The 23,178-nt window shown below is 63.3% G+C and carries 17 protein-coding genes; all 17 read left to right on the top strand.

Features of this window, described 5'->3' with window-relative positions; translation table 11 throughout:
- The first annotated feature begins 5 nt into the window (after positions 1 to 5).
- The 17 genes from Q8T13_00540 to Q8T13_00460 all read left to right on the top strand — a co-directional run bounded on the left by Q8T13_00540 (position 6) and on the right by Q8T13_00460 (position 23,171).
- Positions 6 to 1,130 (top strand): methionyl-tRNA formyltransferase, encoded by a 1,125-nt coding sequence (locus tag Q8T13_00540; GenBank protein MDP3716238.1) that lies wholly within the window; start codon positions 6 to 8, stop codon positions 1,128 to 1,130.
- 4 nt (positions 1,131 to 1,134) lie between these two features.
- Positions 1,135 to 1,836, top strand: coding sequence for a WbqC family protein (locus tag Q8T13_00535; GenBank protein MDP3716237.1), 702 nt, complete (start codon positions 1,135 to 1,137; stop codon positions 1,834 to 1,836).
- Positions 1,799 to 2,545, top strand: coding sequence for a glycosyltransferase family 2 protein (locus Q8T13_00530; protein MDP3716236.1), 747 nt, complete (start codon positions 1,799 to 1,801; stop codon positions 2,543 to 2,545). Before Q8T13_00535 ends, Q8T13_00530 begins: the two co-directional genes overlap by 38 nt.
- Entirely contained in the window at positions 2,542 to 4,419 is a 1,878-nt protein-coding gene (locus Q8T13_00525; GenBank protein ID MDP3716235.1) for a hypothetical protein, read from the top strand. The genes Q8T13_00530 and Q8T13_00525 overlap by 4 nt, the downstream gene beginning before the upstream one ends.
- Before the next feature lies 1 nt (position 4,420).
- Positions 4,421 to 5,470, top strand: coding sequence for a UDP-N-acetylglucosamine 2-epimerase (non-hydrolyzing) (gene wecB / locus Q8T13_00520; GenBank protein MDP3716234.1), 1,050 nt, complete (start codon positions 4,421 to 4,423; stop codon positions 5,468 to 5,470).
- Between the two features lie 15 nt (positions 5,471 to 5,485).
- Positions 5,486 to 6,346, top strand: a complete 861-nt coding sequence (locus Q8T13_00515) for a glycosyltransferase (protein MDP3716233.1) — start codon at positions 5,486 to 5,488, stop codon at positions 6,344 to 6,346.
- Between the two features lie 14 nt (positions 6,347 to 6,360).
- On the top strand, positions 6,361 to 8,268 hold the full coding sequence (gene asnB / locus Q8T13_00510; protein MDP3716232.1) for an asparagine synthase (glutamine-hydrolyzing): 1,908 nt from the start codon (positions 6,361 to 6,363) through the stop codon (positions 8,266 to 8,268).
- Positions 8,265 to 10,322, top strand: coding sequence for a hypothetical protein (locus tag Q8T13_00505; protein ID MDP3716231.1), 2,058 nt, complete (start codon positions 8,265 to 8,267; stop codon positions 10,320 to 10,322). Before asnB ends, Q8T13_00505 begins: the two co-directional genes overlap by 4 nt.
- Positions 10,319 to 11,578, top strand: a complete 1,260-nt coding sequence (locus tag Q8T13_00500; protein MDP3716230.1) for a methyltransferase domain-containing protein — start codon at positions 10,319 to 10,321, stop codon at positions 11,576 to 11,578. Before Q8T13_00505 ends, Q8T13_00500 begins: the two co-directional genes overlap by 4 nt.
- A 124-nt stretch (positions 11,579 to 11,702) precedes the next feature.
- The gene (locus Q8T13_00495) at positions 11,703 to 13,763 is read left to right on the top strand and encodes a hypothetical protein (GenBank protein MDP3716229.1); all 2,061 of its coding nucleotides are present in this window, start codon (positions 11,703 to 11,705) and stop codon (positions 13,761 to 13,763) included.
- 172 nt (positions 13,764 to 13,935) lie between these two features.
- Positions 13,936 to 15,441 (top strand): radical SAM protein, encoded by a 1,506-nt coding sequence (locus tag Q8T13_00490; GenBank protein ID MDP3716228.1) that lies wholly within the window; start codon positions 13,936 to 13,938, stop codon positions 15,439 to 15,441.
- A 35-nt stretch (positions 15,442 to 15,476) separates the two neighbouring features.
- Positions 15,477 to 16,415, top strand: coding sequence for a polysaccharide deacetylase family protein (locus Q8T13_00485; protein MDP3716227.1), 939 nt, complete (start codon positions 15,477 to 15,479; stop codon positions 16,413 to 16,415).
- 2 nt (positions 16,416 to 16,417) lie between these two features.
- Positions 16,418 to 17,263 (top strand): class I SAM-dependent methyltransferase, encoded by an 846-nt coding sequence (locus tag Q8T13_00480; GenBank protein MDP3716226.1) that lies wholly within the window; start codon positions 16,418 to 16,420, stop codon positions 17,261 to 17,263.
- Between the two features lie 7 nt (positions 17,264 to 17,270).
- Positions 17,271 to 18,509, top strand: coding sequence for a DegT/DnrJ/EryC1/StrS aminotransferase family protein (locus Q8T13_00475; protein MDP3716225.1), 1,239 nt, complete (start codon positions 17,271 to 17,273; stop codon positions 18,507 to 18,509).
- Positions 18,510 to 18,523: 14 nt separating this feature from the next.
- Complete coding sequence (locus Q8T13_00470; GenBank protein MDP3716224.1) at positions 18,524 to 19,153, top strand: GNAT family N-acetyltransferase; 630 nt, start codon at positions 18,524 to 18,526, stop codon at positions 19,151 to 19,153.
- A gap of 5 nt (positions 19,154 to 19,158) precedes the next feature.
- Positions 19,159 to 22,131 carry a hypothetical protein gene (locus Q8T13_00465; GenBank protein MDP3716223.1) on the top strand — a complete coding sequence of 991 codons (2,973 nt, stop codon included), beginning with the start codon at positions 19,159 to 19,161 and terminating at the stop codon, positions 22,129 to 22,131.
- 44 nt (positions 22,132 to 22,175) lie between these two features.
- Positions 22,176 to 23,171, top strand: coding sequence for a glycosyltransferase family 2 protein (locus tag Q8T13_00460; protein MDP3716222.1), 996 nt, complete (start codon positions 22,176 to 22,178; stop codon positions 23,169 to 23,171).
- The last annotated feature ends 7 nt before the right edge of the window (positions 23,172 to 23,178 follow it).

The following is a 23,178-nucleotide window of genomic DNA, read 5'->3' as shown; positions in this document are numbered from 1 at the left end:
CGCGAGTGTTGGTGTTTGGTGACGAGTACGGTCTTCCGAGGCTGCTCCCACACCTGCCGGCCGGTTCGCTCATAGGCATCGTAGCGAGTGCGCTGCGCCCCGATTGCCTTGAGGGTCTGCGCGTTCTTGCAGGCCGAGAGCAGGTGCCGTTTGCGATTCAGCCCGGAAGTGGCTCGCTTGCATACCTCGATTTCCTGCGCCAGATTCGTTCTTTGGACCCCGACTTCATCATTGTCCATAGTTACTCTCGGCGACTTCCGTCGGATCTGTTGGCCTGCGCCAGGCAGGGGGCAGTCAATGTGCATTCGGCTCTCCTGCCTCGCTACCGCGGTCCAAATCCCGTCCAGTGGGCAATAATCGCCGGCGAGCGAGAAACCGGGGTCACCTTGCACCATCTGTCTCAAGAGTTCGACGGCGGCGACATCGTGGCCCAGCGGGCCTTGCCGATTGCCTTCGAAGACACATGGCGGGATGTGTACTCAAGGCTCGAGGTTGCCACTGAACACCTGCTGGCCGAGACGTTGCCCGCGCTTCTGGCCGGGCGCAGCACCAGGACGCCTCAAGATTCACGTCATGCCTGCTCCTTTCCGCGCCGCCGTCCGGAGGACGGACGGATCGACTGGCGGTCAAGCGTGGTCGAGATCTACAACTTGATTCGCGCGCTGGTGAGCCCGTTGCCGGGCGCGTTCTACGAGACGGACGGTGGTACGGTCGTGATCGATTCCTATCTCCGTATCCCCGAGGTGCTCGGCCTCAAGTTCGGCAAGGCTGGGAGCGCCCGGCTCGAGTCGGGAGGGACGCGGCTTACGCCGTGCGGCGCCGGCGACCGATCAGGGCTCATTGCCGCGGGTTTGCCGATTCCCCCCGACGATGCTTGGGAGTCAGGTAACGGCTGGTTCGCGTTTCTCGTCGTCGATCGGAGTGGGCAGAACATGGGCTGCTGCGGGTGGTCAGTGGATTGGTCAGCAGGGTCGGCGTCGGTGACTCTGCGATGGTGGGAGGAGCGTTCGGGCCGGTGGCCCGAGGTCGAGCGGCTGATCCGCCGGGTCGCTCGCGACGAGTTGGGTCTCAGCACCGTTGTTGTCGATGGACCGTCGGAACGGTTCGTATTGGACCTTGATGAACGGTGAGAGAATGGTTGCGCTGCACCAGCCGAACTTCTTTCCCTGGCTGGGCTACTTCGACAAGATCGTGCGCGCGGATATCTTCGTGGTGTTGGACGATGTGCAGTTTTCGAAGACTGGCGGAACTTGGTCGAATCGGGTTCAGTTGCTGGCCGGTGGACAAGCGAAGTGGCTGACCCTGCCCATCGTCCGCACCTACCACGGCGTCCGCCTGATCCGGGAAATGGAAATCGACAATCGGCAACCATGGCGGCGAAAGCTCCTGCAGACGCTGCGATCGAACTATGCCCGGGCACCTTTCTTCAATACCGTGTTTCCGCAGATTGCCGATCTGGTCGCCAACGAAACTCCCTCGCTACTTGACTTCAATCTGCACGTGCTCACCACCTTGTGTCGACTGATGGAGATTGAGACCAACAAGCTCGTGCTCGGGTCATCCCTTCAGGTTACCGGCCGGGCCACCGATCGTCTGATCGCCGCCGTCCGAGCCGTTGGCGGTACGGTGTACTTATGCGGTGGCGGCGCGGGCGGCTATCAGGACGACGACGCATTCACGCACGCAGGTCTGCGACTGACCTATCAAAACTTTGTGCATCCCAGCTATTCCCAGGGGGACCAAGGCGACACCTTCGTCGCCGGTCTCTCGTGCCTTGATGCCCTGATGCACTGCGGGTTTGCTGGCACACGACAGCTCATTGGAAAGGGACAGTAGGGTGGACCCCCTTTCCATCGAACTCAGCATCGTCGTGCCGGCATTCAATGAAGAGGCCAATCTGGCGCCCGTGATCAAGCGCACCGCCGCGGCACTCGAAGCGGCCCTTCCGCCCGGAGGGTACGAGATCGTGATCGTTGATGACGGCAGCCGAGACGGGACCGGCAGGGTCGCGGACGAACTGGCAGGGCTGCTGCCGCAAGTCCAAGTCGTGCATCATTCTTCGAATCAAGGGTTTGGTGCCGCTTTGCGCTCGGGATATGGGCGGGCGCGCGGCCATTACTGCGCGGTGATTCCGGCCGATGGGGAAGTGGGGATCGAGCAGGCTCTGACGCTGTTCGCCGCGCTGGGCGATGCCGACGTCGTGATCAGCCGGCGCGTGCGCAGTGTTTCGACGGGTCGCGAAGTGTTGACCAAGGTATGGAATGTCTTGATGACGTTACTGGCCGGGGCCGACTTGCGCGGGCGAGACGGCATCTACGTGATTCGGACCAGCCTGGTACAGCAAATGACGCTCCACTCCTCGACGGGCCTCGTCAATCTCGAGATCCTGTTGCAGTGCCACCAACGCGGGGTCCGGATTAACGAAGGTCTGATGTATGCCAGCCCACGACTGAGCGGCGAGTCGAAGGTCACGAATGTCCGGACTGTGGTGAAAGTGCTGTGGGAGATGGTCAAGCTGCGCTTCGCGCGTTCAGGGAGGTCGTGATGCCTTCGCGCTGGACACTCCGTCGACTCGGCCTTGTCGTGGGCCTAGCGGCGCTGCTGGCCCTGAACTACTACCTGCGCAGTAATCTGGAGAATCCAGGCCAGTTCCTGCATTCGTTTCTCGAGACGTCGTACCCGGATGCGACTAAGGTCGTCTTTTCTCCGGAATTCCCGAGGTGGAAACTCCTGCTACCAGTCAGACAGATCTCGGGTTCGTGGACGACGACGACCCTGATGCTGACGCACTTGGTCGAGCTCAGGATTGGGGTCGTAAACACCTGGCTTCTCTTCAATGCGATCGCGATTATCGTGTCGTTCGCGGCGTCCTGGATCATTTTCCGGTCGTGGGTTTTCAGCTATACCTTGGCGATCTGCATTGGCTTTGGCACTCATCTGTACCATACCTACGGCGTCTCCGGAACCATCGGGTTCTATTTGCTCCTGTCGTACTACCAAGTGTTCCTGCTGTGCGCGTACAAGGTGGTGTCCGGCGAGCGCCCGTGGCTGTGGCGAACGTTGTTCGTCCCGGCGCTGTTTGCGACCGTACTTTCATACGAAGGCTGGCTGGATTTCCTCGTCTTCGTCTGGTTGGCCGGGGCGTACCTCGCTGCGGTTCTGTGGAAGCACGGCGATCGTGGGCGATTGTGGCGGCTAGCAGGCATCGTCGGCACTACATCGGTTTGCGGAGTGGCCTACATCGCGATCAAGATTTCCCTTGGCTACGGTCAGATACCGGGAAACGAGTCCGATGTGGTGTTCAACTATCCGAACACCATCATCGCAGTCGAAGACCTGATCTCGAAGGTCTTCGGCCATGCCTACATCGTGTTCACGAATTTTCTGCCGCCGGCGTTCGTTTCGTCGAATTCTCTCTATTGGCTTGGACCCGATCGAATTGTCGACCTCCAGGTCAATTACCACGCACAGATGTCGTATCTGGTGGTCATGAACCACATGTTCCTCTGGCGATACTACGCCGGAGCGGCGATGGTGATCTTCCTGCTGGTTACGGGAAACGTGATTCGGAAGTCTCTGAACGCGCCCACAGCAGGCGGCGTGGCGCTTGCGGTCTTCCTGATCATGGCGGGCACCGGCGGGCCGACCCACGATTTCATCAAGTTCCGTCCCATGAACAGCATGCCGGTGCTCGGGTACCATGTGCTGGTCGGTGTCTTGGGCATGTCGCTCGTCATTTCCTTCGCGCTGATGACAGCCGCCGCGCGGATCCGAAGCCGCGTCGCGGTCGCTGCCCTCATTCTGGCCACTTGGGGAACCATTTTTTACTCGGCATTGGCGCGCCCAGCTTTCCTGGCACACCAGGCCGCGCAAGTGGGGCTCGGCCAAGGGCTGTACCCTGATCCGATGGCCACGCTGAAGTCGCGTCTGGGAATGTCCAGCGTTCCCGCACCCGGAGCTGAGTGGTACTTGCTGACGAAGTATCAAGCGCCGGCGATCGAGCCACCGCCGCCCCCATTTCAGCAGGCCCCAGACCTAAAGAGCTGGACCTATTCGCTCGGCGTGAGGCTGACGCCGGTGGCGGGCGGATACCGGGTGGACGGCAATGGCAACGGTGGTTACCAGTTGGTTAGCCCACCGATCCGCGTACCAACCGGGCAACGTCTGGCGATTCGCACGAATCTTACCGACGGACGTGGCCGGGTCTGTCTAGGTGCGCTTGATCGTTTGCAGCAGAAGTGGCTCGCCTTCGGGGATGGCACGCCTCCGGGGCTCACACTTGAGACCAATCAGGCTGACGAGATTCGTCTGGTGCTCGCGGATTGTCGGCCGGTGTCGGATCGACAGGCCTTGCGATTTACGGTTGCCGAAGTGACGTACGCCGTACTGGGCCCTTCCACAGAAGGCGCTGGCCGATAGCGTGAGGGTCGTGTCAGTCGTCGGCGCCCGCCCGCAGTTCATCAAGGTGGCCGCCGTCGCCAAGGCTCTCGAAGCGCACGACCACGTCGTGGTGCATACCGGTCAGCACTACGACGCGAACATGTCGGCCGTGTTCTTTGACGAGCTCGCGCTGCCGAAACCCGATTTCGACCTGGCCATTGGCTCAGGGCCTCATGGTGCGCAAACGGGGGCCATGCTCGCGGCGCTTGAACCGATCTTTGTCTCAGCCGCTCCTGACTGGGTGCTGGTCTACGGAGATACGAACTCCACGCTTGCCGGCGCCCTGGCGGCCGTCAAGCTCAACCTGCCGGTGGCGCACATCGAAGCGGGGCTTCGCAGCTTCAACCGCCGCATGCCGGAGGAAATCAACCGCGTCGTTGCCGACCACGTGTCCGACCTGCTGTTTTGCCCGAGCGCGGTGGCTGTGGCGCACCTGCGCGCCGAAGGCATCACCAAAGGCGTGCACGAGGTCGGTGATGTGATGGCCGACGCGCTGGCGCCACTCTCGGCGCGCGCCCGCGAGCGGTCCACCATCCTGTCCCGGCTGCGACTTACTCCCGCGAATTACCTGCTGGCGACGCTCCATCGTGCCGAGAACACGGACGATGCCGTGCGACTGACGGACATTGTCGGCGCGCTCAACGCCCTTGAGGAACCCGTGGTTCTGCCCCTGCATCCCCGCACCAAGGGGTGTCTCGACCGAATTGACGCGCGCCTGGAATCGCACATCGCCGTAATCGACCCACTCGGCTACCTCGACATGCTGCAACTGACGCAACACGCCCGGCTCGTCCTCACCGACTCCGGCGGCCTGCAAAAGGAAGCCTACTGGCTGGGCATTCCCTGTGTGACCCTGCGCGACGAGACCGAGTGGGTGGAAACGGTGGATGCCGGTTGGAATATCCTCGTCGGCGCCGATCGCGAACGGATCATCCGCGCCGCCACGTCGTTTGCGCCACCGGCTCTGCACCCTCCGCTGTACGGGGGCGGTCAGGCCTCCGAACGCATTGTCCGTATCCTGTGTCAGTGAACTGAGCGCCTTGCCATGATCTGGATTGTTCTCCCCGCCTTCAACGAAGAGTCATCGTTGCCAAAGTTGCTGCCGAAACTGGACGAACGCCTGCGCGCGGACGGCATCGCCTACCGGCTGGTCGCCGTCAACGACGGCAGCATCGACGCCACGGCGTCGATCCTCGCCGACTTCGCGACGCGGCTGCCGATGGACGTGGTGACGCATCCCATCAACCGGGGCCTGGGTGAGACGGAACGCGATGGCTTCGAGTTTGCCGCGGCGCGGTGCGCCGCCGACGACATCATCGTCCGCGTCGAAGGCGACGACACCCATGGTCCCGAGTACGTCACGGCCATCGTCGCGAAGCTGGGCCAGGGCTTTGACGTGGTGAACACCTCGCGTTTTCAGCCCGGCGGGGGACAGAAGGGCGTCGACGGCTATCGCGCCTTCATCAGCCGCTGCGCCAACTTATTCATGCAGACCATGTTCCGCATTCCCAACGTGCGCGACTATTCCTGTGGCTACCGTGGTTACCGTGGACGCGTGATCCAGGACGCGGTGAAGATCTTCGGCAACAATTTCATCCAGTTGCGCGGCCTTGGTTTCACCTCGACGCTCGAGATTATCGTCAAGCTGCACATCCTGGGCTGCAGGTTCGCCGAGGTCCCGTTCATGCTCCGGTATGACATGAAGGAGGGGCCGAGCAAGATGGTCTCGAGCCTGACGACGATTGGATACTTGTTGATGGCGTTCCTCTATCATTGGCCATTCGGCGGCTGGCGCGGACAGTACCAGGGCCTGGCCGCCCTTTACCGCGCCAATCCCGACGCCGCCGTGGAGCGTTATCAGTTGAGTGCGATCCGACGGCGGTCAGCCAGCCGGGTCAGCTTCTAACCGGAGTCCTTCTCATGTGCGGCATTTGTGGCGTGTTTCACCTCGAGCGAGATCGGCCGGTCCAGGCCGACGAGGTTCGCGGGATGGCGAACGCCCTTCAGCATCGGGGTCCCGACGACCGTGGTGAATACGTCGAAGGCAACATCGGTCTCGGCCACCTGAGGCTGAGCATCATCGACCTGTCACCGGCCGGGCATCAGCCCATGACCAATGAAGACAGCCGCTACTGGATTGTCTTCAACGGCGAGATCTACAATTACCTCGAGTTGCGGGAGCGGTTGGTCGCGGCCGGCCACCAGTTTCGCTCGCAGTCCGATACCGAGGTCATCCTCCACCTCTACGAAGAGATGGGGGAGTCGTGCGTCACGCAGCTGAATGGCATGTTCGCGTTCGCCATTTGGGATCGCGTCGAACGGACCCTGTTCGCCGCCCGCGATCGCTTCGGCATCAAGCCCTTCTACTACGCGCTGCAGAACGGCACGTTCGTCTTCGCCTCCGAGATCAAGGCCTTGCTCGCGACCCCGCATGTGCGTGCGGTCCTCGATGCCGAGGCCCTGTCTGACTACCTTACGTTCCAGTTCTGTCTTGGGTCCAAGACGCTGTTCCAAGGCGTGCACAAGCTCGAGCCCGGCCACGTCCTGCACGTCGGGCCCGGCGGGCTCACGACGCGGCCGTACTGGGAGATCGACTTCACGGTGGATCGCACGCACGAGGCCGAGCATGTCGAGCAGCTGGCACACCTGCTCAAGGACGCCGTTCGACTCCAACTCCGGGCGGACGTACCCGTTGGAGCGCATCTCAGTGGCGGCCTGGACTCGACGGCGGTCACCTGCCTGGCAAGTTCGCTCTCCAGCGCGCAGATTCACACGTTCAGCGGCGGTTTTCGCGAAACGGGCTACGACGAAACGGGCTACGCGCGCATTGCCTCAGACTTTGCGCATACGATTCAGCATGAAGTGTTTGCGACGGCGGACCAGTTCGTGGACACCTTGCCGACCCTCATCTACCACATGGACGAGCCCGCGGCCGGGCCCGGCCTGTTTCCGCAGTACTTCGTCTCGAAGCTGGCCAGCGAGCACGTCAAAGTGGTGCTTGGCGGGCAGGGGGGAGACGAGATCTTCGGTGGGTATACCCGCTATCTGATCGCCTACCTGGAGGCGTGCATCAAGGGCGGCATCCACGGCTCGCAGGAAGACGAGAAGTATGTCGTCACCTTCGAGTCGATTCTCCCCAACCTGCCGCAGCTGCGAGGCTACGAGCCGCTGTTGAAGCGGTTCTGGGCGAAGGACCTGTTCGATGAGCCCGATCGCCGGTATTTCGACCTGATCGACCGCAGCGCCGGCGTGCGCCCGTTGATCTCGCAGGATGTCTGGCAGCAGGCGGGCGGCTACAGCCCTTATGAGGCGTTCCGGGAACTCTTCAATCATCCCAATTGCCACGCGCTCATCAACAAGATGAGCCGGTTCGACATGAAGACCCTGCTGCCGGCGCTGCTGCAGGTGGAAGACCGCACCAGCATGGCCGTGTCGCTCGAATCGCGGGTGCCGTTGCTCGATCACCGCATCGTCGAACTCGTCGGCGCGATGCCGCCGAAAGTCAAGTTCAAAGGCGGCCGGTTGAAGCACGTATTCCGGGAAGTGCTCGACGGCATCGTGCCGGCGCCAATCGCCGCGCGAACGGACAAGATGGGGTTCCCGGTGCCTCTGACTGAATGGGCCAAAGGCGGCCGCGTGCGGGATTTCATCCACGACACCCTGCTCGGCGCCAGAACCCGGCAACGCGGCATCTTCGACAACGTGGAATTGGAATCGCTGGTCGGCAAGAACGAAGACTACGGCCGCGCGGTCTGGGGCCTGATGTGCTTTGAGCTCTGGAGCCGGGAGTTCATCGATCGGCCATCGCTTGCGAGCAATCTGCGATGACGAAACGGACCTTCCTCATCGATTGCGGCCTGGCCATCCTGGCTTTCGTGGTTGGTGCCATGGCCGCCGCGCAGTTCGTGCGAACCTCCACCGGCCTCAACTACTACTTCGACTGGACAATCGTTCCCGCCACGATGATCGCGTGTGGGCACGGGTTCTCTCAGCCTGCGCAGGTGGTCCCGGAGCTGCAGGCGTTTGCCGCCAACACCCGGTTCGCGTTTGACTGTGGCGCCCTTCCGCCGGGGCTGGTCACGGTGCCTGCCAGCCCATTTGCCAGTGGCACCCGCTACGGCGTCTACGCCGTCGCCCTGTCGCTCAAGCTCCGCGGCACCGACTGGTCAGCACTCCACTGGCACCTGTCCGTGGTCTACGGTGTGTCATCGATCCTGACCTACGTGCTGTTGCGCCTGTTCTGCAGTTGGCCGCTCGCCATTGCCGGCGCGATCATGCTGACCTGCTCGGTGAAGCTCACCGAACTGACCGGATACCGGGACTACATCAAGGAAGCGCCGTTCCTGGCGTTGCTGGCGGTCGTCCTCTGGGTGTGCCTGCGCGAGCGGACGAAGCGACAAGCTTGGTCGGGCGCGGCGATTGCCGGTGTCCTGATGGGGATCGGCATCGGCTGTCGAATCGACCTGCTGGTTTTCGCCCCGTTCGTCGGGCTGAGCCTGCTGGCCCTGGTGCGTTGGGCCAAGGCCGAGGGCGGGATCGTCAACCGCTTGGCGGCCGTGGCGATTTTCCTCGGTGCCTTCGTGGTCTCAGGGTTGCCGATTCTCACCAGTATCTCGGGTGGCTCGAGCATCGGTCACCACGTGCTGCTGGGATTCACGTCGCAGTTCTCGGATCACCTGGGCCTGGTGAATCCGGCCTATGACGTTGGCGAACTTTACTCAGACGGCTACGCCTACACCTTGATTGCCGCCCAGGCGCGGGTCCGCGATCGCGACCTTGGGCCGATGCCGTTTGGTGGGAAAGAGTACGACGCCGCTGGGGTGAAGCTCGCCGTCGACATCGGCCAGCAGTTTCCCGCGGACATGCTCACGCGCACCTATGGCGCCGTCCTGCAGTCGGTCCGGTTTCCGTTCACTGCCGAAGGCATTGTCTGGTCCCGCAACCTGCCGGCTTTCAAGGAACCGCCAACCTTGCAGGCGATTGCCAGGACACGGGCGGCGGTGCTGGGCCCATTGACCGATTACGGCCTTTGGATCATGGCCGCTGCCCTGGTCCTGCTCGCGGCAGTGGATCTGCGCCTCGCCACGCTCGCGCTGGCAGCGGTGTTGTATTTTTGCGGCTACGCAGTGCTTCAGTACTTCCGGAGGCATTCGTTCCACTTGGACGTGTTCCCGATCATGGCGCTGCTGTTCCTGCTGCAGTCCGCCTGCACGCTGGTCGTGTTGGTCATTCGCCGACCGCGCAGCGAATGGCCTCCTGTGACCGCGATCAAGCGCGGGGCGGTGAATGCCGCGGGCTTTGTCGTGGTGAGTGCAGTCGTGCTGGCAGCGGCCCTGTGGCTCTTGAGGAGCTACCAAACCGGCCACGTGACGGCCATGATCGATTCGACACTCACCGCCCCGAAATCGGTTCTCAACCCAGTCGCGTCTCCGGCGGGTGAGTTCGATGTGCTGCTCCAAGACGACAGGCTGGGCGAGCGGCTCACGCCGGGACCGGCCGAGGGCGATCGCGATGTGCGGATGGAGTACCTGGTCGTGGAACTGCGGGGAGGCGACTGCGAGGCGAACCAGCCGGTTCCCTTGCGCCTGAAATACACCGGTGTGAACAACTCCACCGACAAGCAGTTCGATCGTGACTTCAAGGTCGTGACGCCGGCCCCCGGGGATACGGCCAGGGTGCTGGCGCCGGCGTTCTATGAGTACGGCCACCAGTGGATTCACTTTGACGGGATCGTGGTACCGCGCCGCCTTGCGGGTTGCGTGTCGCAGGTGTCGAGGATTGACAAGCCCGGCGACCTGCCGTTCCCGTTTCTGTACGCCACCCTCGATCCCCAATGGCGGGAGTCCAGACTCTATCAGCGATTCAAGTGGGAGGCTCGGTGAGCACCGTCGCGGTTGTCGTTCCCGCCCTGAACGAGGCAAGGCGGCTCGAGTCGTTTCTGCCTGTCGTGCAGCGGGTCCTGAGGCATTTTGGAATTCCGGCCACGATCTACGTGATCGACCGGGGTTCCACCGATGACACGCCCGGCGTGGCCGAGCGGCTTGGCTGTGTTGTGATTGGCCGGCGTCCACTGGGTTACGGCGAAGCCATCCGGGTTGCGCTCGACCAGGTGCCCGATGACTACCTGATCACGCTCGACGGCGACGGTTCCCATCCCCTTGAGTTGCTGAACCGGCTATACCGACTGCGCGAACAGGCCGACATCGTGATCGCCTCTCGCTACGTGCCCCAGGGTTTCGCGCGCATGGGACTGGTCCGCCAGGTGCTATCGCGAGGGCTGAATCGCCTGTTCAAGGTGCTGCTCGACCTGCCCGTCCACGATCTGTCGAGCGGCTATCGCTTGTACAACCGGCGCCTGGTGACCGGGCAGAAGCTGGAGATGTCGTCGTACGCGGTGCTGCAGGAGATCCTGATCAAGGGGTACTGCGACGGCCTGAAGATCCGGGAGATTCCGATGCACTACGCGCCGGAATCCAGCCGGCCGGACCAGCGCTTCTGGCGCCTCGGGGCGGACTACCTGAAGACCTTCCGCGCGATGTGGCGGCTTCGCAACAGCACCGAGAGTTGCGACTACGACAGCCGCGCGTTCTTCAGCAAGATCCCGCTCCAGCGGTACTGGCAAAGGCGCCGCTACCAGATCATTCGCGGCTATGTAGGGACCGCCCTGAAGGTGCTTGATGCCGGATGCGGCTCGACGCAGATCCTCACCGGCTCTCCACAGATTGTCGGCATGGACCCGCAGCGCAGGAAGTTACGATTCCTGCGAGCCGAGGGCCGGCTCCTGGTGTGCGGCAGTACTTTCGCATTGCCGTTCAAGACCGCGGCCTTTGACGTGGTGATTTCAAGCCAGGTGATCGAGCATCTCCCTGAGGACGACACCATCTTTGACGAACTGGTCCGGTGCCTCCGGCCCGGAGGGGTCCTGGTGCTCGGAACCGTGGATTACGGCGGCTGGCAATGGCCTTTGATCGAGTGGGCCTACAGCGTGGCCAAGCCCACCGGGTACGCGGACGAACACATCACGCACTACACGCGCGCCACGCTCTTCAGCCGCCTGCGTGGTCTCGGGCTCGTGGTCGAGGATCACCAGTACATTCTCGGGGGCGAGATCATCATCCGCGCCCGAAAGCCAGAGTAGCGAACACATGTTCCCTCCGCTGCCATGGTTGCGCGCGCTCTCGGCGGAGGGCGCGTGGGCGCTGATGCCGAAGACCGCGGCCGGCAGCGCGGTGCTGGCGCTAGCGGTGCTGGGGATCCAGCGAGTGCTGCAGCCGGCCTCGCCGCCGGTGTCGCTCCACACGCTCGTGGGCTGGGTGGTCGCGGCCTTGGTGGTCTCCGTGGCGCTGATCCCCGCGGCCAAGCCTCTTGATACGGTCGACGGCCGTGGGTTGTCTCCGGCGGACGCAACATCGAAGGCTTACGCCCTTGCGCTGCAGGCCGCCATCCTGTTGTTGCCCGTAGCCCTCTGGCTGCTCGTGTGGCGCAACAGCTACGACGCCCAGCAGTGGTCGTCGTATGGCCTGTTGAACAAGCGATGGCTGGGGGGCCTGTACCTGCTGTTCCTCGCGACCTGTCTCGTCTTCCCCCTGGTTTTTCGCCGCCTGCACACTGACGGTCAGCCGCCAGGGGCGCCGGCCCTCGAGGCCCGGCGCTCTCGCTGGCACCCGATCGTGGGACTCATGGTGGCCGTTCTGGTGGCCTGGTTCTTTGTCGGCCCCCCATGGCATGTCGAGCAGCGGCACGTCATGATCGACCACCACGCACAGGCACACCTCGGGGCCCTGCAGGCAATCGACAAGGGGTTCCTCCCGTACATCGGGCCGGCCTCGACCCAATATGGCGCCGGTTCTCAGTTGTTCACCTACACGTTCATGAAGGCGGTTGGCCGCTTCGACATCGTCGGCTTTCGTGAGTCGTCCGTAGCGATTCACCTAGTGGTGTTCACGGCTGTCATGCTGCTGGCGTATTTTCACCTCGGAATTCTCGCCGTCCCACTCGTGGCCGTGCTGGGAGTGGCCTATTCGCCGCTGGGGTTCTTTCAGTTCGGCGAGGACGGCATCATCAATGGCTGGTGGGGGTGGGGGAACAGTGCGCGCTACCTTGGTCCCCTGCTGGTTGTGCCGTTGTTGCCGCTCGCGATTCGCCAGGTGGGAAGCAGGCCCTTTCCGGCCTGGGCGGCCCTTGGCGCCGGCATCGGCTGGGGCGTCTGTGCCTGGATTTCTCAAGAAAGCGGATCCACCACGCTGATTGCCATCGCGCTTTTTCTTGCCATGGCCTGGGCTGCTGAGAACTGCTCGCTTGCCGACCTCGTGGCAATCCTTGGCCAGATGGCAGCCGGGTTTGCCCTTATGTGGACCCCCATCCTCTTCTATTACCTGGTCCACGGCGCCGCCGGCGAGTTCATCCAGAACTACTTCCTCGTGTCGGGCGCGGTCGCGATGGGCTTCAGCAATACCTGGTGGAGCGATGGGCCGACCCCGCAGTTGCGCACGTTTCACCTGACCCCCTTTGTGATCGCTGCCCTTGGCACGATTACAATTTTCGACCTGTCACGGCTCCAACTGCGGCGAGGTCTCGACGCCGCGCAACTCCGGGTATTGGCGTTCCTCAGCGCGCTTGCGGCCTCATACATGACCGCGCTCTTTCGAAGCGATGCGGCTCATCTCCAGAACACGATGCTGGCCCTGCCGTTCGTGCTGTTGCTGGCGGTCCGGGACGTGCCGACGTGGGTTGCTCGCGGTTCCGCCGTGCAGTGGACCGCCCGCCTGATTCTTGCCGCCTCACTGTGGTACGTATTTCCCATCGGATTGACGCTGCGAAACACCTACGTATCCGTGATTTCGGCGCCTCTGCAGAGGTTCTTCGCGGCGCCCAGGTTCGCGGATACGCCTCCGGCCGCGCCGGGGCCCGAGACGCGCATTCCGTTTCAGAGAGCGACCGCCTTTCTGACCGATGAGCCCGTTTTGGCTGCTGGCAGCGTCAGCATGCGCGAGTTCCTTGAGGTAGCGACCAGTATTCGTGAGCTGGTGGGGGCGCGGCCCACCCTCGTGGAGAGCTTTCCCGCCAATGACCCCGGGCTGATCTACTTCATGCTCGACCTGACGCCGGCCCCCCAACGCTTCAACCGTTCAACGATGATCCTCAACGCAGCGATGTGGGACCAGGAGTTCGAGTATTTCCGGCAGCACTTCCGCGAAGTGGACTGTGTGATTACCGAAGACTTGACCACCCGGATCGCGCAGATGTTCGTAGCCGAGTTTCCCGCCGCGACGATCGTCGAAAAGACCATTGGCGGGCGGCCGGTCTTCGTCATTCGTCGCTGACGGCCCAGATGGAACTGGCTGTAATTTGTTGATCAGAAAGAACTTGTCAGCCAGGTGCGACGAATATGCTAGAATTTGAGTCCTAAAAGTCCAATTTGAGTACCCAATGCTGCTAAAAGCCGAAAATCTCCTGAACCTTCAGGATCCGCGCGTCGAACGTGCCGGGAAGAAGATGCGTACGTTGCTCATCTTCCCCCCGGACAAGCACGCCGTGCGGGCTATGTATACGTTCCAGGATAATGACAACACCGGCATTGGCGTGAAGCCACCGCTCGGCCCGATGTTTGTCGCGGCGTACCTCAAGGCCAAGACCGATCATGACATCAAGATCATCGACTGCCAGGTTCTGCGGCTGACCGAAGCACAGATTAAGGCGGAGATCCAGGAATACAAGCCGGACGTCGTTGGCGTGTGCGCGTGGACCGATTTCTGGTACGACGCGTGGCGCTGCATCCAGATTGCCAAGGAAGTGGATCCGAACATTCACGTCACGGTCGGCGGTCCGCACGTCGGCATCTACTCAGCAGTCACGCTCGAGCACTCCGGCTGCGATTCGGTGATCGTCGGCGACGGCGAGATTCCGTTCTTCTGGCTCGTCAACGGCCTGTCGAACGACTACAAGCCGAATCACCTGCCCGGCCTCCACTTCAAGGAGCACGGCGTCAAGGCGGGCGAGCAGGAGTTCTACATCCACGGCGATCTCGACTCGCTGCCTCACCCTGACCGCCAGATGCTGCCGTACAAGTCGTATCACAGCGTGCTGGCCAAGGGCGATTACGTGACGACGATGATCACCAGCCGCGGATGCCCGTACAAGTGCACCTTCTGCAAGCTGTCGTTTCAGAAGGTGCTGTCGCGCAGCGCCGCCGACGTCGTCGCCGAGATGAAGGAAATCGCGGCCCTTGGGATCAAGGAGATCGAGGTCTACGACGACACCTTCACCTGGTCGAAGAAGCGCCTCGTGGACATCTGCAAGGGCATCGTCGAAGAGGGCCTGGAGTTCGACTGGGCCATTCGCGATCGCGTGAGCAGCCCCACGGCGGAGACCATGGAGTGGCTGGCCAAGGCCGGTTGCAAGCGCATCCACTTCGGTATTGAGTCGGGTTCGAACAAGACGCTCAAGACGATCAAGAAGTCGATCGATACCGACCAGGCGATCGCCGCGGTGGCGCTGGCGAAGAAGCACGGCATTCAGGTCCTCACGTATTTCATGCTGGGCCTGCCCGGTGAAACCGTCGAAGACATGCGCGAGACCATTCGCTTCGCCAAGCGTCTCGACCCTGATTACTCGACGTTCTCGGTCACCGTGCCGTATGCCGGCACCGAGATGTACGAGGACGGCCTCAAGCAGGGCGTGATCCCCTACGACTTCTGGCTCGAGTTTGCCAAGAAGCCGACCCCGAACTTCGTGGTGCCGCACTTCTGGGAAGAACACCTCAACAAGCGGCAGCTGCTCGACATCCGTGACGAGGCGACCCGCTCGTTCTACTTCCGTCCGAAGTACGTGATGAAGCAGTTGCGCCAGTCGGGCAGCATCGGCGAGATTCGGCGCAAGGGCGCCATGGCATTCGGCCTGTTCCAGGCGACCGTCATGGGCAAGGGCCGCGGCGCCCACGTCGTCAGCTCGTCGGACCGGTTTGCCAACAACGACGCCAATCCTCACTCCGTCCGGCAGTAGCCGGACGGGGTTCGTCTTTTCTTGTTCCTGATCGCATGCTTCGCGGAGCTATTTCCAGCGACATCGACACGCTCCAGTCCATTTATGGCGGGCGTGGGTGCCGGCGCGCCGGCGGGTATACCTACGACGAGCTGCGCATCGGCCTCGAGAACTCCTGCACTTTCTTGGACAAGTACGGCATCAAGGCCACGCTGTTCATGGTCGGTGATGACTTCACCCGGCCGGCTGATCACGGTGTCATTCGCGCCGTCGCGAACGACGGGCATGAGATCGCCAATCACACGATGACCCACGCGCAGGGGTTCCGTCTCCTGTCCGCGGCCGACAAGGAACGCGAGATCGCCGGGATGGAAGACGCCTGCTACGCCGTGATCGGCAAGCGCCCGATTGGGTTTCGGTCGCCGGGCTGGAACATGGGCGACGATGCGATCGGCATCCTGCAGCGGCGTGGCTATTTGTACGATTCGTCGGTGCACCCGATGTCGTTGACGCCCCTCTTCAAGTTTCTCCATTGGTGGAACACGTCACAGCGAACCGGCGGCGATCGCACCACCCTGGGGCACCTGTCCTATATGTTCGCGCCCCTGCAGCCGTATCGCTCGGACGCGACCAGCCTCGCGCGCCGCGGCAGCAACGGACTCATCGAGTTGCCGCTGACCGTGGTGCCGGGCGTGCGGTTTCCCTTCTGGGCTACCTTGTTGCTCGCCAGTGGGTTCGACCTGTTCGCCAGGTGCTATCGGATCCTGCGGTCGATGCAGTACCCCATCCAGTACCAGTTTCACCTCTCCGACTTCGTTGACTACAACCAGCATGGCCTCGCCGACCAGGTGCCGGGTGTCAACACCGGTGTCTACGTGCCGCAGGCGCTGCGGGTGCCGCTCAAGCAGAAGCTGGAGCTCTTCGAACGCGCCGTGGACCTGATTGCGGCAGACTACAGCTTCGTGACGCTTGATGAGTGGGCCAGGACGGTATGAGCATGGACGCTGTGAGCACGACCAACCCGCCCCAGAAAAAAGCCGGTCGCGAGTTCTGGAACTCGAATCCATGCGGCGGCCAGTGGGCCAGTTACCGCGAGTTCATGAATTGGTACCATACCGTCGAGCCGTACATGTACGACGCGGTCGCGCGGCACTCGTGGCAGGGTCGGCGCGTACTCGAAGTCGGCTGCGGCCAGGGGCCGCTCGCCAATCATTTGCCGTCGCTTGGCGCCATCGTAGTTGGGATGGACATGTCCGATGCGTCGTTGCGCCGGGCCGCCGAAGGCAAGCGCGAGTTGGGTAACGACACGCTCACGCTGATGCATGCCGACGCCGAAAGGCTGCCGTTCGCCGACGCCAGTTTCGACGCGGTCGTTTCGTTTGGCGTGTTGCATCACACGCCGGACACCGACGGCGCGGTCCAGGAAGTGCGGCGCGTCCTGAAGCCCGGCGGCACGGCGACCGTGATGCTGTATCGCACGGGCAATCCGAAGTGGTGGGCGACGACGCTGCTGCGCTCGTGGGGGCACGCGCGCGATCGCCGGCGCGCCAAGCGCGATCGAATTGCCGATCGGGCGCGCGGTAAGCACGGAGTCAACGACAGCCGTGGCACCGCGCTGCTCGAGCTGTTCGGGGTGCCGACGCTCAAGGCCTACTCCAACCGCGAGGCGTTGGCGATGTTCCGGGGCTTCTCCGTCGTGGAGATTCGCAACGTGCAGCCGGGGTTCCGCCGCATGGCCGACATCATTCCCGTGTTGCGGGCCGGCGCACCAGTGCTCGGCTGGATCGATCGCCGTTTCGCAGGGCTGTGGGGGTTCTACCAGGTCATCGAGGCGCGCCGGTAACGCCATCATGATTCCCCGCTTCAAGCCCGCGATCACCACCGCCGAGTTGACCGCCGCCATGCGGCCCCAGCCGGATGCGGTGCCGCGGTTCGAGCAGGCGTTTGCGGCCCAGTTCGGCGCGAGCCACGGCATCGCGTTTAACTACGGGCGGGGCGGCTTGTTCGCGTTGTGCAAGGCTCTGGGGCTGAGCGGCGCCGAAGTGATCATCCCAGCCTACACCTGCTCTGTCGTGGCCCATGCCGTGGTCGTCAGCGGCAATCGCTGCCGGTTTGTCGACAGCGAGACCGGCGGCTACAACATGGACCTTCAGCAGCTGGAGGCTGCCATTGGCGCGGACACGCGGATGGTGCTGGCCACCCACCTCTTTGGCATTCCTGCCGACATCGACCGCATCCAATCCATCGTCGATCGCGCCGCCGCCACGTGGGGGCACAAGATCTGGATTGTCCAGGATTGCGCGCATTCCTTCGGCGCGGAGTGGAACGGTCGGGCGGTTACCGCCGCGGCCGACGTCGCGTTGTTCGGACTGGGCATCAGCAAGGTGATGACGTCGATTTTCGGCGGCATGCTGACGACCAACAACGCGGAGCTGGCCGCCTCGATCAGGCAGTACCGGGACACGCACTTTACGCAGTCTTCGGGTGGGAAACGGCGCGGCCAGCAGGCCTATCTCGTGGCCTCGACCATAGCATTCAGCCCGCCATGCTATGGCTTCGTCCGGTGGCTGCAGGACGAGACGCCGCTGCTCGACGGCCTGACCAAGGCCTACCACCTTGATGGCCTGATCCGGCTTCCGCCCGATGCGCTCGACTTGATGAGCGATGTGGAAGCACAGGTCGGGCTGGCGCAGCTCGCTCGCTACCGGGGGTTCGCCGCGCGGCGCCGCGAGCACGCGCGATTCTACCGCGCCAACCTGCGCCCGCCGGCCGATTGGGTGATCCCCCCAGAGGTGCCCGGCACCAGCTATTCGCATTTTCCCATCCGCGTGGCCAATCGCGATGAGACCTTGAAGCACTTTCTGGCGGCCGGCGTGCAACTCGGTCAGTTGATTGAGTACAGCATGCCGCACCTGCCCGAGTACGGACCCGCGGCCGAGAGCGAGTTCCCGAATTCGCTTTCGAATAGCCGCCATACGATCAACTTACCGGTGCATCCGGACTTGTCAGATGCTGCGCGCGCGCGGGTGGTAGCGCAGGTCAACGTCCTGCCGCGGACCGTCGGGGCCACGGATGCCCGCGTCGCCTGATGGGCAGGGAGCCATTGGCGCGACCCGAGGTCACCGTCCGCCAGGCGACCCTCGACGAGATTCCAGCTGTTGCCGCGATCCATTACCACGCGCTGCCCGATGATTTTCTCCCGTCACTGGGCCTCGATTTCCTCGAGCGGGTGCACTATCCCACCGCCTTCACATCGGAGCATGGGATCAACCTCGTGGCAGTCGCCCGCGGTCGGCCCGTGGGTTTTGTGACCGTCGCCCACGACGCCGGGAGTTTCTCGCGCGACGTGATGCGGCGCGCGGTTGTGAAAATTGCCTGGTATGCCGTGCGCGCGGCGTTGCGCGATCCCCGTCATCTCAGGCTCAGCGCCGAAGTGTTCGCGTCGGTTCTGACCAGCAAGTCTGACCCGGTCAAGGGCGAGATTTTTCTGATCGCGGTCGACCGCGAGTGGCGTGGCCTTGGTGTGGGCCAGGCGCTGGTCCAGGCCACCCTGGACCACCTGGCGCGCCATCACGTGAATCGCTGCCGCACCAAGACGCTGGCGGCAAATCACGGTGTCATCGCGATGTACGCCAAGTTCGGGTGGTCGGTGCGCGAGCGATTCGCTCTCATCGGCAGGGAGTATGTGACCATTGTGAGTCCGGAGATCCACGGAGCGAAGTCCAAATGCTGACCAGGATGCGAAGCGGGCTGTGGCGGTTGATGTACCTGGCGCTGTGGCTCGCCCTGGTGATCTCCGCGGCCAAGATGACGCACGACTTCTATCGCTACGTCGATCGTTCCATCTATGTCGCCGTGGACGATAGTGAGGCGAACATCGCTTATGACCTGGCGACCTACGGTCGCTACGGCTTTCCCGCCAGCCCGGTCTTGGCGGACATGTCGCGGCTCGATGGCCAGTTCAACTATGGCCCCTGGTACTTCTATCTGGCCGGTGGGCTGGTGTGGTTGTTTGGTTTCAGCCTGACCCTTGTAAGGTCAATCCATCTCTGGGTGCTGCTGGCCACCATCGGCGTGGCTGGTGCGTGGTTCAGCGGACGCGACCGCGCGACGGTTGCCGTGCTCTACGGACTCGGGATGCTGTACGCGTTCGAAGCCAGCCAGTGGCCGATGGCCAGGCCCGACATTCTCGTCTCCGGTTTCGCACTCGCGTTTGTGGTGTGCGCCGGCCTCGGCGCGCTCCGGTCACGCCCGGTCTATTGGTTCGGTGCGGGCCTTGCCGCGACGTGTGGGGCCTTTACCCACCTGATCGCGGCCAGCCTCATCCCGAGCGCGGTGCTGGTGCTGGCCGTGGTCGCCTGGGGGGACCTGCGCGAGAGCACCGATCGCCCGAGCACCTGGCGATACTTGTGGCGCGCGAGCCTGGCGCTGATCCTCGGCATCGCCCTCGGATTGGCGATGTTCTATGCGTCGTTTGGCTTCGACTTCGGAACCCAGTGGCAGTTCCTGACGGCCTATCGGGATCTGACCAAGCGATCGGACACGTTCCTGGTCGCGATCGGTCATCACCTCAACTACGCGTTCGTCTACCTCTCTCCGGGCATGCGCTACGTGGTCGGCGCGGTGTTTGCCGCAAGTTGGGTGCTGGCGGGAGTAGGGGAGCGGATGAACGCGCCCGAACGCCGCGTGGTTCGGGCCAGCATGCTGCCGCCCCTTGTCGCGTGGACCGGCTACACCCTGACGGGCGGTGGGTACACGAGTTACCACTCCGGCTACGCGGTGCTGCACCAGGTGCTCTTCGTTTGGACAGCGGCGACGCTGCTCTGGTTAACCTTGTGGCTCGCCCGTCAGTGGAACCCGCGAATTGGGTCTGTCGTTGGCGTCGTCGCCTTGGTGCTGGTGACGGCCCAGGCGGGACGGCAACTCGCCTGGCAACTGTCGGCCGACAGTTGGCGGATTCGCCGCATCGACACCTGGGTGTCGTTTTCCGAGTACGCCGCCAAGGTCATCGAACCACTTCCGGATGGCGCCACCGCGTGGGGTTCAGTCATCTTCGGTCTGCAAGCCCCGGATCGCATTCAGATGATCAACTGGGTCGATGCGATGGCACTCCTCTCCAGGGTGCCCGAATCTCGCCGCGAGTCCTTGTCCCCAGACTACGTGGTGCTTGGGTACCCGGAGCTGCGGGACAACATGCTCATGACCACCCGTGGTCCCGAGGGGCTCCTGGCTAAGACGCAGAAGTTTATCCCGGGCCACAACCTCCGGTTGGTGTCACTCGTCGCGGCGACCCCTTACGGTGTCTCCAGGACCTATGCGCGTCACGCGGGCAATGTCGATCCCGACCGGGCCGTGCCCCACGTGAGCGTCTACGTGCCCGGACGCCAACAATGGCTGCACCGCGTCGGCCCGCCGTCGCCAGCGGAGTTCAAGGAAGTCGCGCCCGTCGTGTTGCGCGTCGGGTACGAAGCGGAGCCGCCCGAGACCCGGCCGTCCATAACGCTCGCCGGAGAGCTCCCGCCGGGGCCCTACCTGTTGCGGGTGTCGGTGGTGCCGGGTGCCGGCGACACCGAGCGGCGGATGATTACGGCCACCTCGTCGTCCATGTTGGTTCAGACCATGAGCGAGCTCGGCCCAGAAGGGGACTTCGCGCCGTATCTGGCCGGCGACACCCTGGTCTTCCTGCTCGCCGATCACAACGGAGGTCCGTTGTCTGTGAGCCAGTTCGATAATGGTGCGGCCCCGCGGATTGCCGCGGTCACGGCCTACCCCGTGGTCGGGCTCCTCGAACGCGATGAGCTGCCTTCGCGCGCGCTCCCGCTGCCTTCGCTCGAGAAATGGGAGGCGACTACTGGCAACCAAGCCAGAGTCGAGGGCAACGAGTTGGTGGTGACCGGCGACGGTAGCGGGTCAGGCTACCAGCTCATGAGCCCTTTTGTGCGCGTCCGTGAATCCCACGAGGTGACGATCCGCATCTCCATGCGGACCTTGAGCGGCCGGGTCTGCACGGGCATCCTGAATGGTGACGGCCGGCAGTGGCTGGTCACCCCGGACCGCACGCGAGGCGAGCTCCAGTTCACGGTGGACGAGACGCAGGCCTTCCGGGTGGTGTACGCCAACTGCAATCCGCGCGAGGGAAGTCCGCCCAGCCGATTCGCCGTGTCGCCTGGAGAGATTCTCGACCAACCGCCAGCGGCAACGTACGCCAGGCGACTCGTCGTGGCGGCCCTGCATCCCGAATTGGAACAGCTGGATGAGCGCGCTGGCCCAGACGTGCAGACGGTGCCCGCTGGCTTGGTGGTCAGCGCGGCCGCCGTGTCAGGACCGATCGAGCCGGTCACTCCTGAAGAGCTTGGCTACCGCGCCGGCATTGTCACCCACGACGCCGGCGTCTGGAGTTTCCAGGGACAAGCCGAAGGCGCGTACACCTACCTGGTGCAAACCAGGGAACGGCGTCTCGATGCGGACAGCCGGTTGCTCGTCAGTGGCCATGTCACCAAGGGCGGGATCGCGATCGGCCTGTTGAGAGACAACAAATGGGTGTCGCAGATCAACGTCACCGAGGCGGGTGAGTTCACCGTCGTCATCGCCCCACCCGGCCGAGGGGCCTATTCGATCCTGGTCGCCAACGTCCTGCCACAAGGACTCGACACCTCGATTGTGCTCAACAAGTTCGGACTGGTCGCGAAGCCGGGTCCGGCTGGCCGCTAGGCTTTGAGCCAAATTAAAGGAGCGCCCCGGTGAGTGAGGGAAGCATGAGCGGAACAGGCGGAGGCGGTGCGGAGACGACGCCTGAGATCAGCGTGGTCTTACCGGTGTTCAACGAGGAGTCCGGCCTGGCCGAGACCTACCGCCGGGTAAAGGCAGTGCTGGTCGGGACCGGGTTGACCCACGAGATTGTTCTCGTGAACGACGGCAGCCGAGACGGATCCTGGCAAGGGATCCTGGATCTCGCGAGCGCCGATCGCACGGTGAAGGCCGTGAATCTCAGCCGAAACTTCGGGCACCAGATCGCGATCACCGCGGGTATTGACGTCAGCTCCGGCGCCGCGGTCGTGGTGATGGACTCGGACCTGCAGGACCCGCCTGAGTTGATCCCAACCCTCTATGCGAAGTACCGGGAGGGCTTCGATGTGGTCTACGCTCAACGCCGCAAGCGCGATGGTGAGACGTGGTTCAAGCGGACGACGGCGACCGCGTTTTACCGGCTCATTCGGCGGATGACCACCATCGAGATTCCGCTCGACACGGGCGACTTCCGGCTGATGTCACGGCGCGTGGTGGAAGACCTGAAACGTCTCCAGGAGCAGAGCCGCTTCGTCCGGGGACTGGTGACTTGGGTCGGCTATAATCAGGCGCCAGTATTTTACGATCGTGACCGTCGCTACGGCGGAGAGACGAAGTATCCGCTCAGCAAGATGGTCAAGTTCGCGCTGGATGGCATTACCGGGTTTTCGAGCCAGCCGCTGCGGCTGGCCTCACACGCAGGTCTGTTCTTCGCCGCCGCGAGCATGGCCTTGATGGTGGCATTGACGGTCTACAGATTTACTGGTGGCACGGGACTGATTCCCGGGTGGACCTCCCTCGCCGTCGCAGTCCTGTTCCTCGGTGGCCTTCAACTGGTAGCGATTGGAATTCTCGGCGAGTACATCGGGCGCATCTACGAAGAAACCAAACGGCGGCCCTTGTATCTGGTCCGCGAATCGCGGAACCTGCCCGACGGCGCCGGCCGGCCGGGCATGCACGACTGAAGTAGCA

The organism is Acidobacteriota bacterium (assembly GCA_030697165.1).
GTDB lineage: Bacteria > Acidobacteriota > Vicinamibacteria > Vicinamibacterales > UBA2999 > 12-FULL-67-14b.
The sequence above is the reverse complement of the archived record's forward strand: the minus strand, read 5'-3'. Positions and strand labels throughout refer to the sequence as shown.

What these genes read in the sequence shown, in the direction of transcription:
- Q8T13_00535 (MDP3716237.1), top strand. Translation starts at nt 1,135, where the DNA reads ATGGTTGCGCTGCACCAGCCGAACTTCTTTCCCTGGCTGGGCTACTTC.
- Q8T13_00465 (MDP3716223.1), top strand. Translation starts at nt 19,159, where the DNA reads ATGCGAAGCGGGCTGTGGCGGTTGATGTACCTGGCGCTGTGGCTCGCC.
- Q8T13_00480 (MDP3716226.1), top strand. Translation starts at nt 16,418, where the DNA reads ATGGACGCTGTGAGCACGACCAACCCGCCCCAGAAAAAAGCCGGTCGC.
- Q8T13_00515 (MDP3716233.1), top strand. Translation starts at nt 5,486, where the DNA reads ATGATCTGGATTGTTCTCCCCGCCTTCAACGAAGAGTCATCGTTGCCA.
- Q8T13_00490 (MDP3716228.1), top strand. Translation starts at nt 13,936, where the DNA reads ATGCGTACGTTGCTCATCTTCCCCCCGGACAAGCACGCCGTGCGGGCT.
- Q8T13_00505 (MDP3716231.1), top strand. Translation starts at nt 8,265, where the DNA reads ATGACGAAACGGACCTTCCTCATCGATTGCGGCCTGGCCATCCTGGCT.
- Q8T13_00485 (MDP3716227.1), top strand. Translation starts at nt 15,477, where the DNA reads ATGCTTCGCGGAGCTATTTCCAGCGACATCGACACGCTCCAGTCCATT.
- Q8T13_00460 (MDP3716222.1), top strand. Translation starts at nt 22,176, where the DNA reads ATGAGCGGAACAGGCGGAGGCGGTGCGGAGACGACGCCTGAGATCAGC.
- Q8T13_00475 (MDP3716225.1), top strand. Translation starts at nt 17,271, where the DNA reads ATGATTCCCCGCTTCAAGCCCGCGATCACCACCGCCGAGTTGACCGCC.
- asnB (MDP3716232.1), top strand. Translation starts at nt 6,361, where the DNA reads ATGTGCGGCATTTGTGGCGTGTTTCACCTCGAGCGAGATCGGCCGGTC.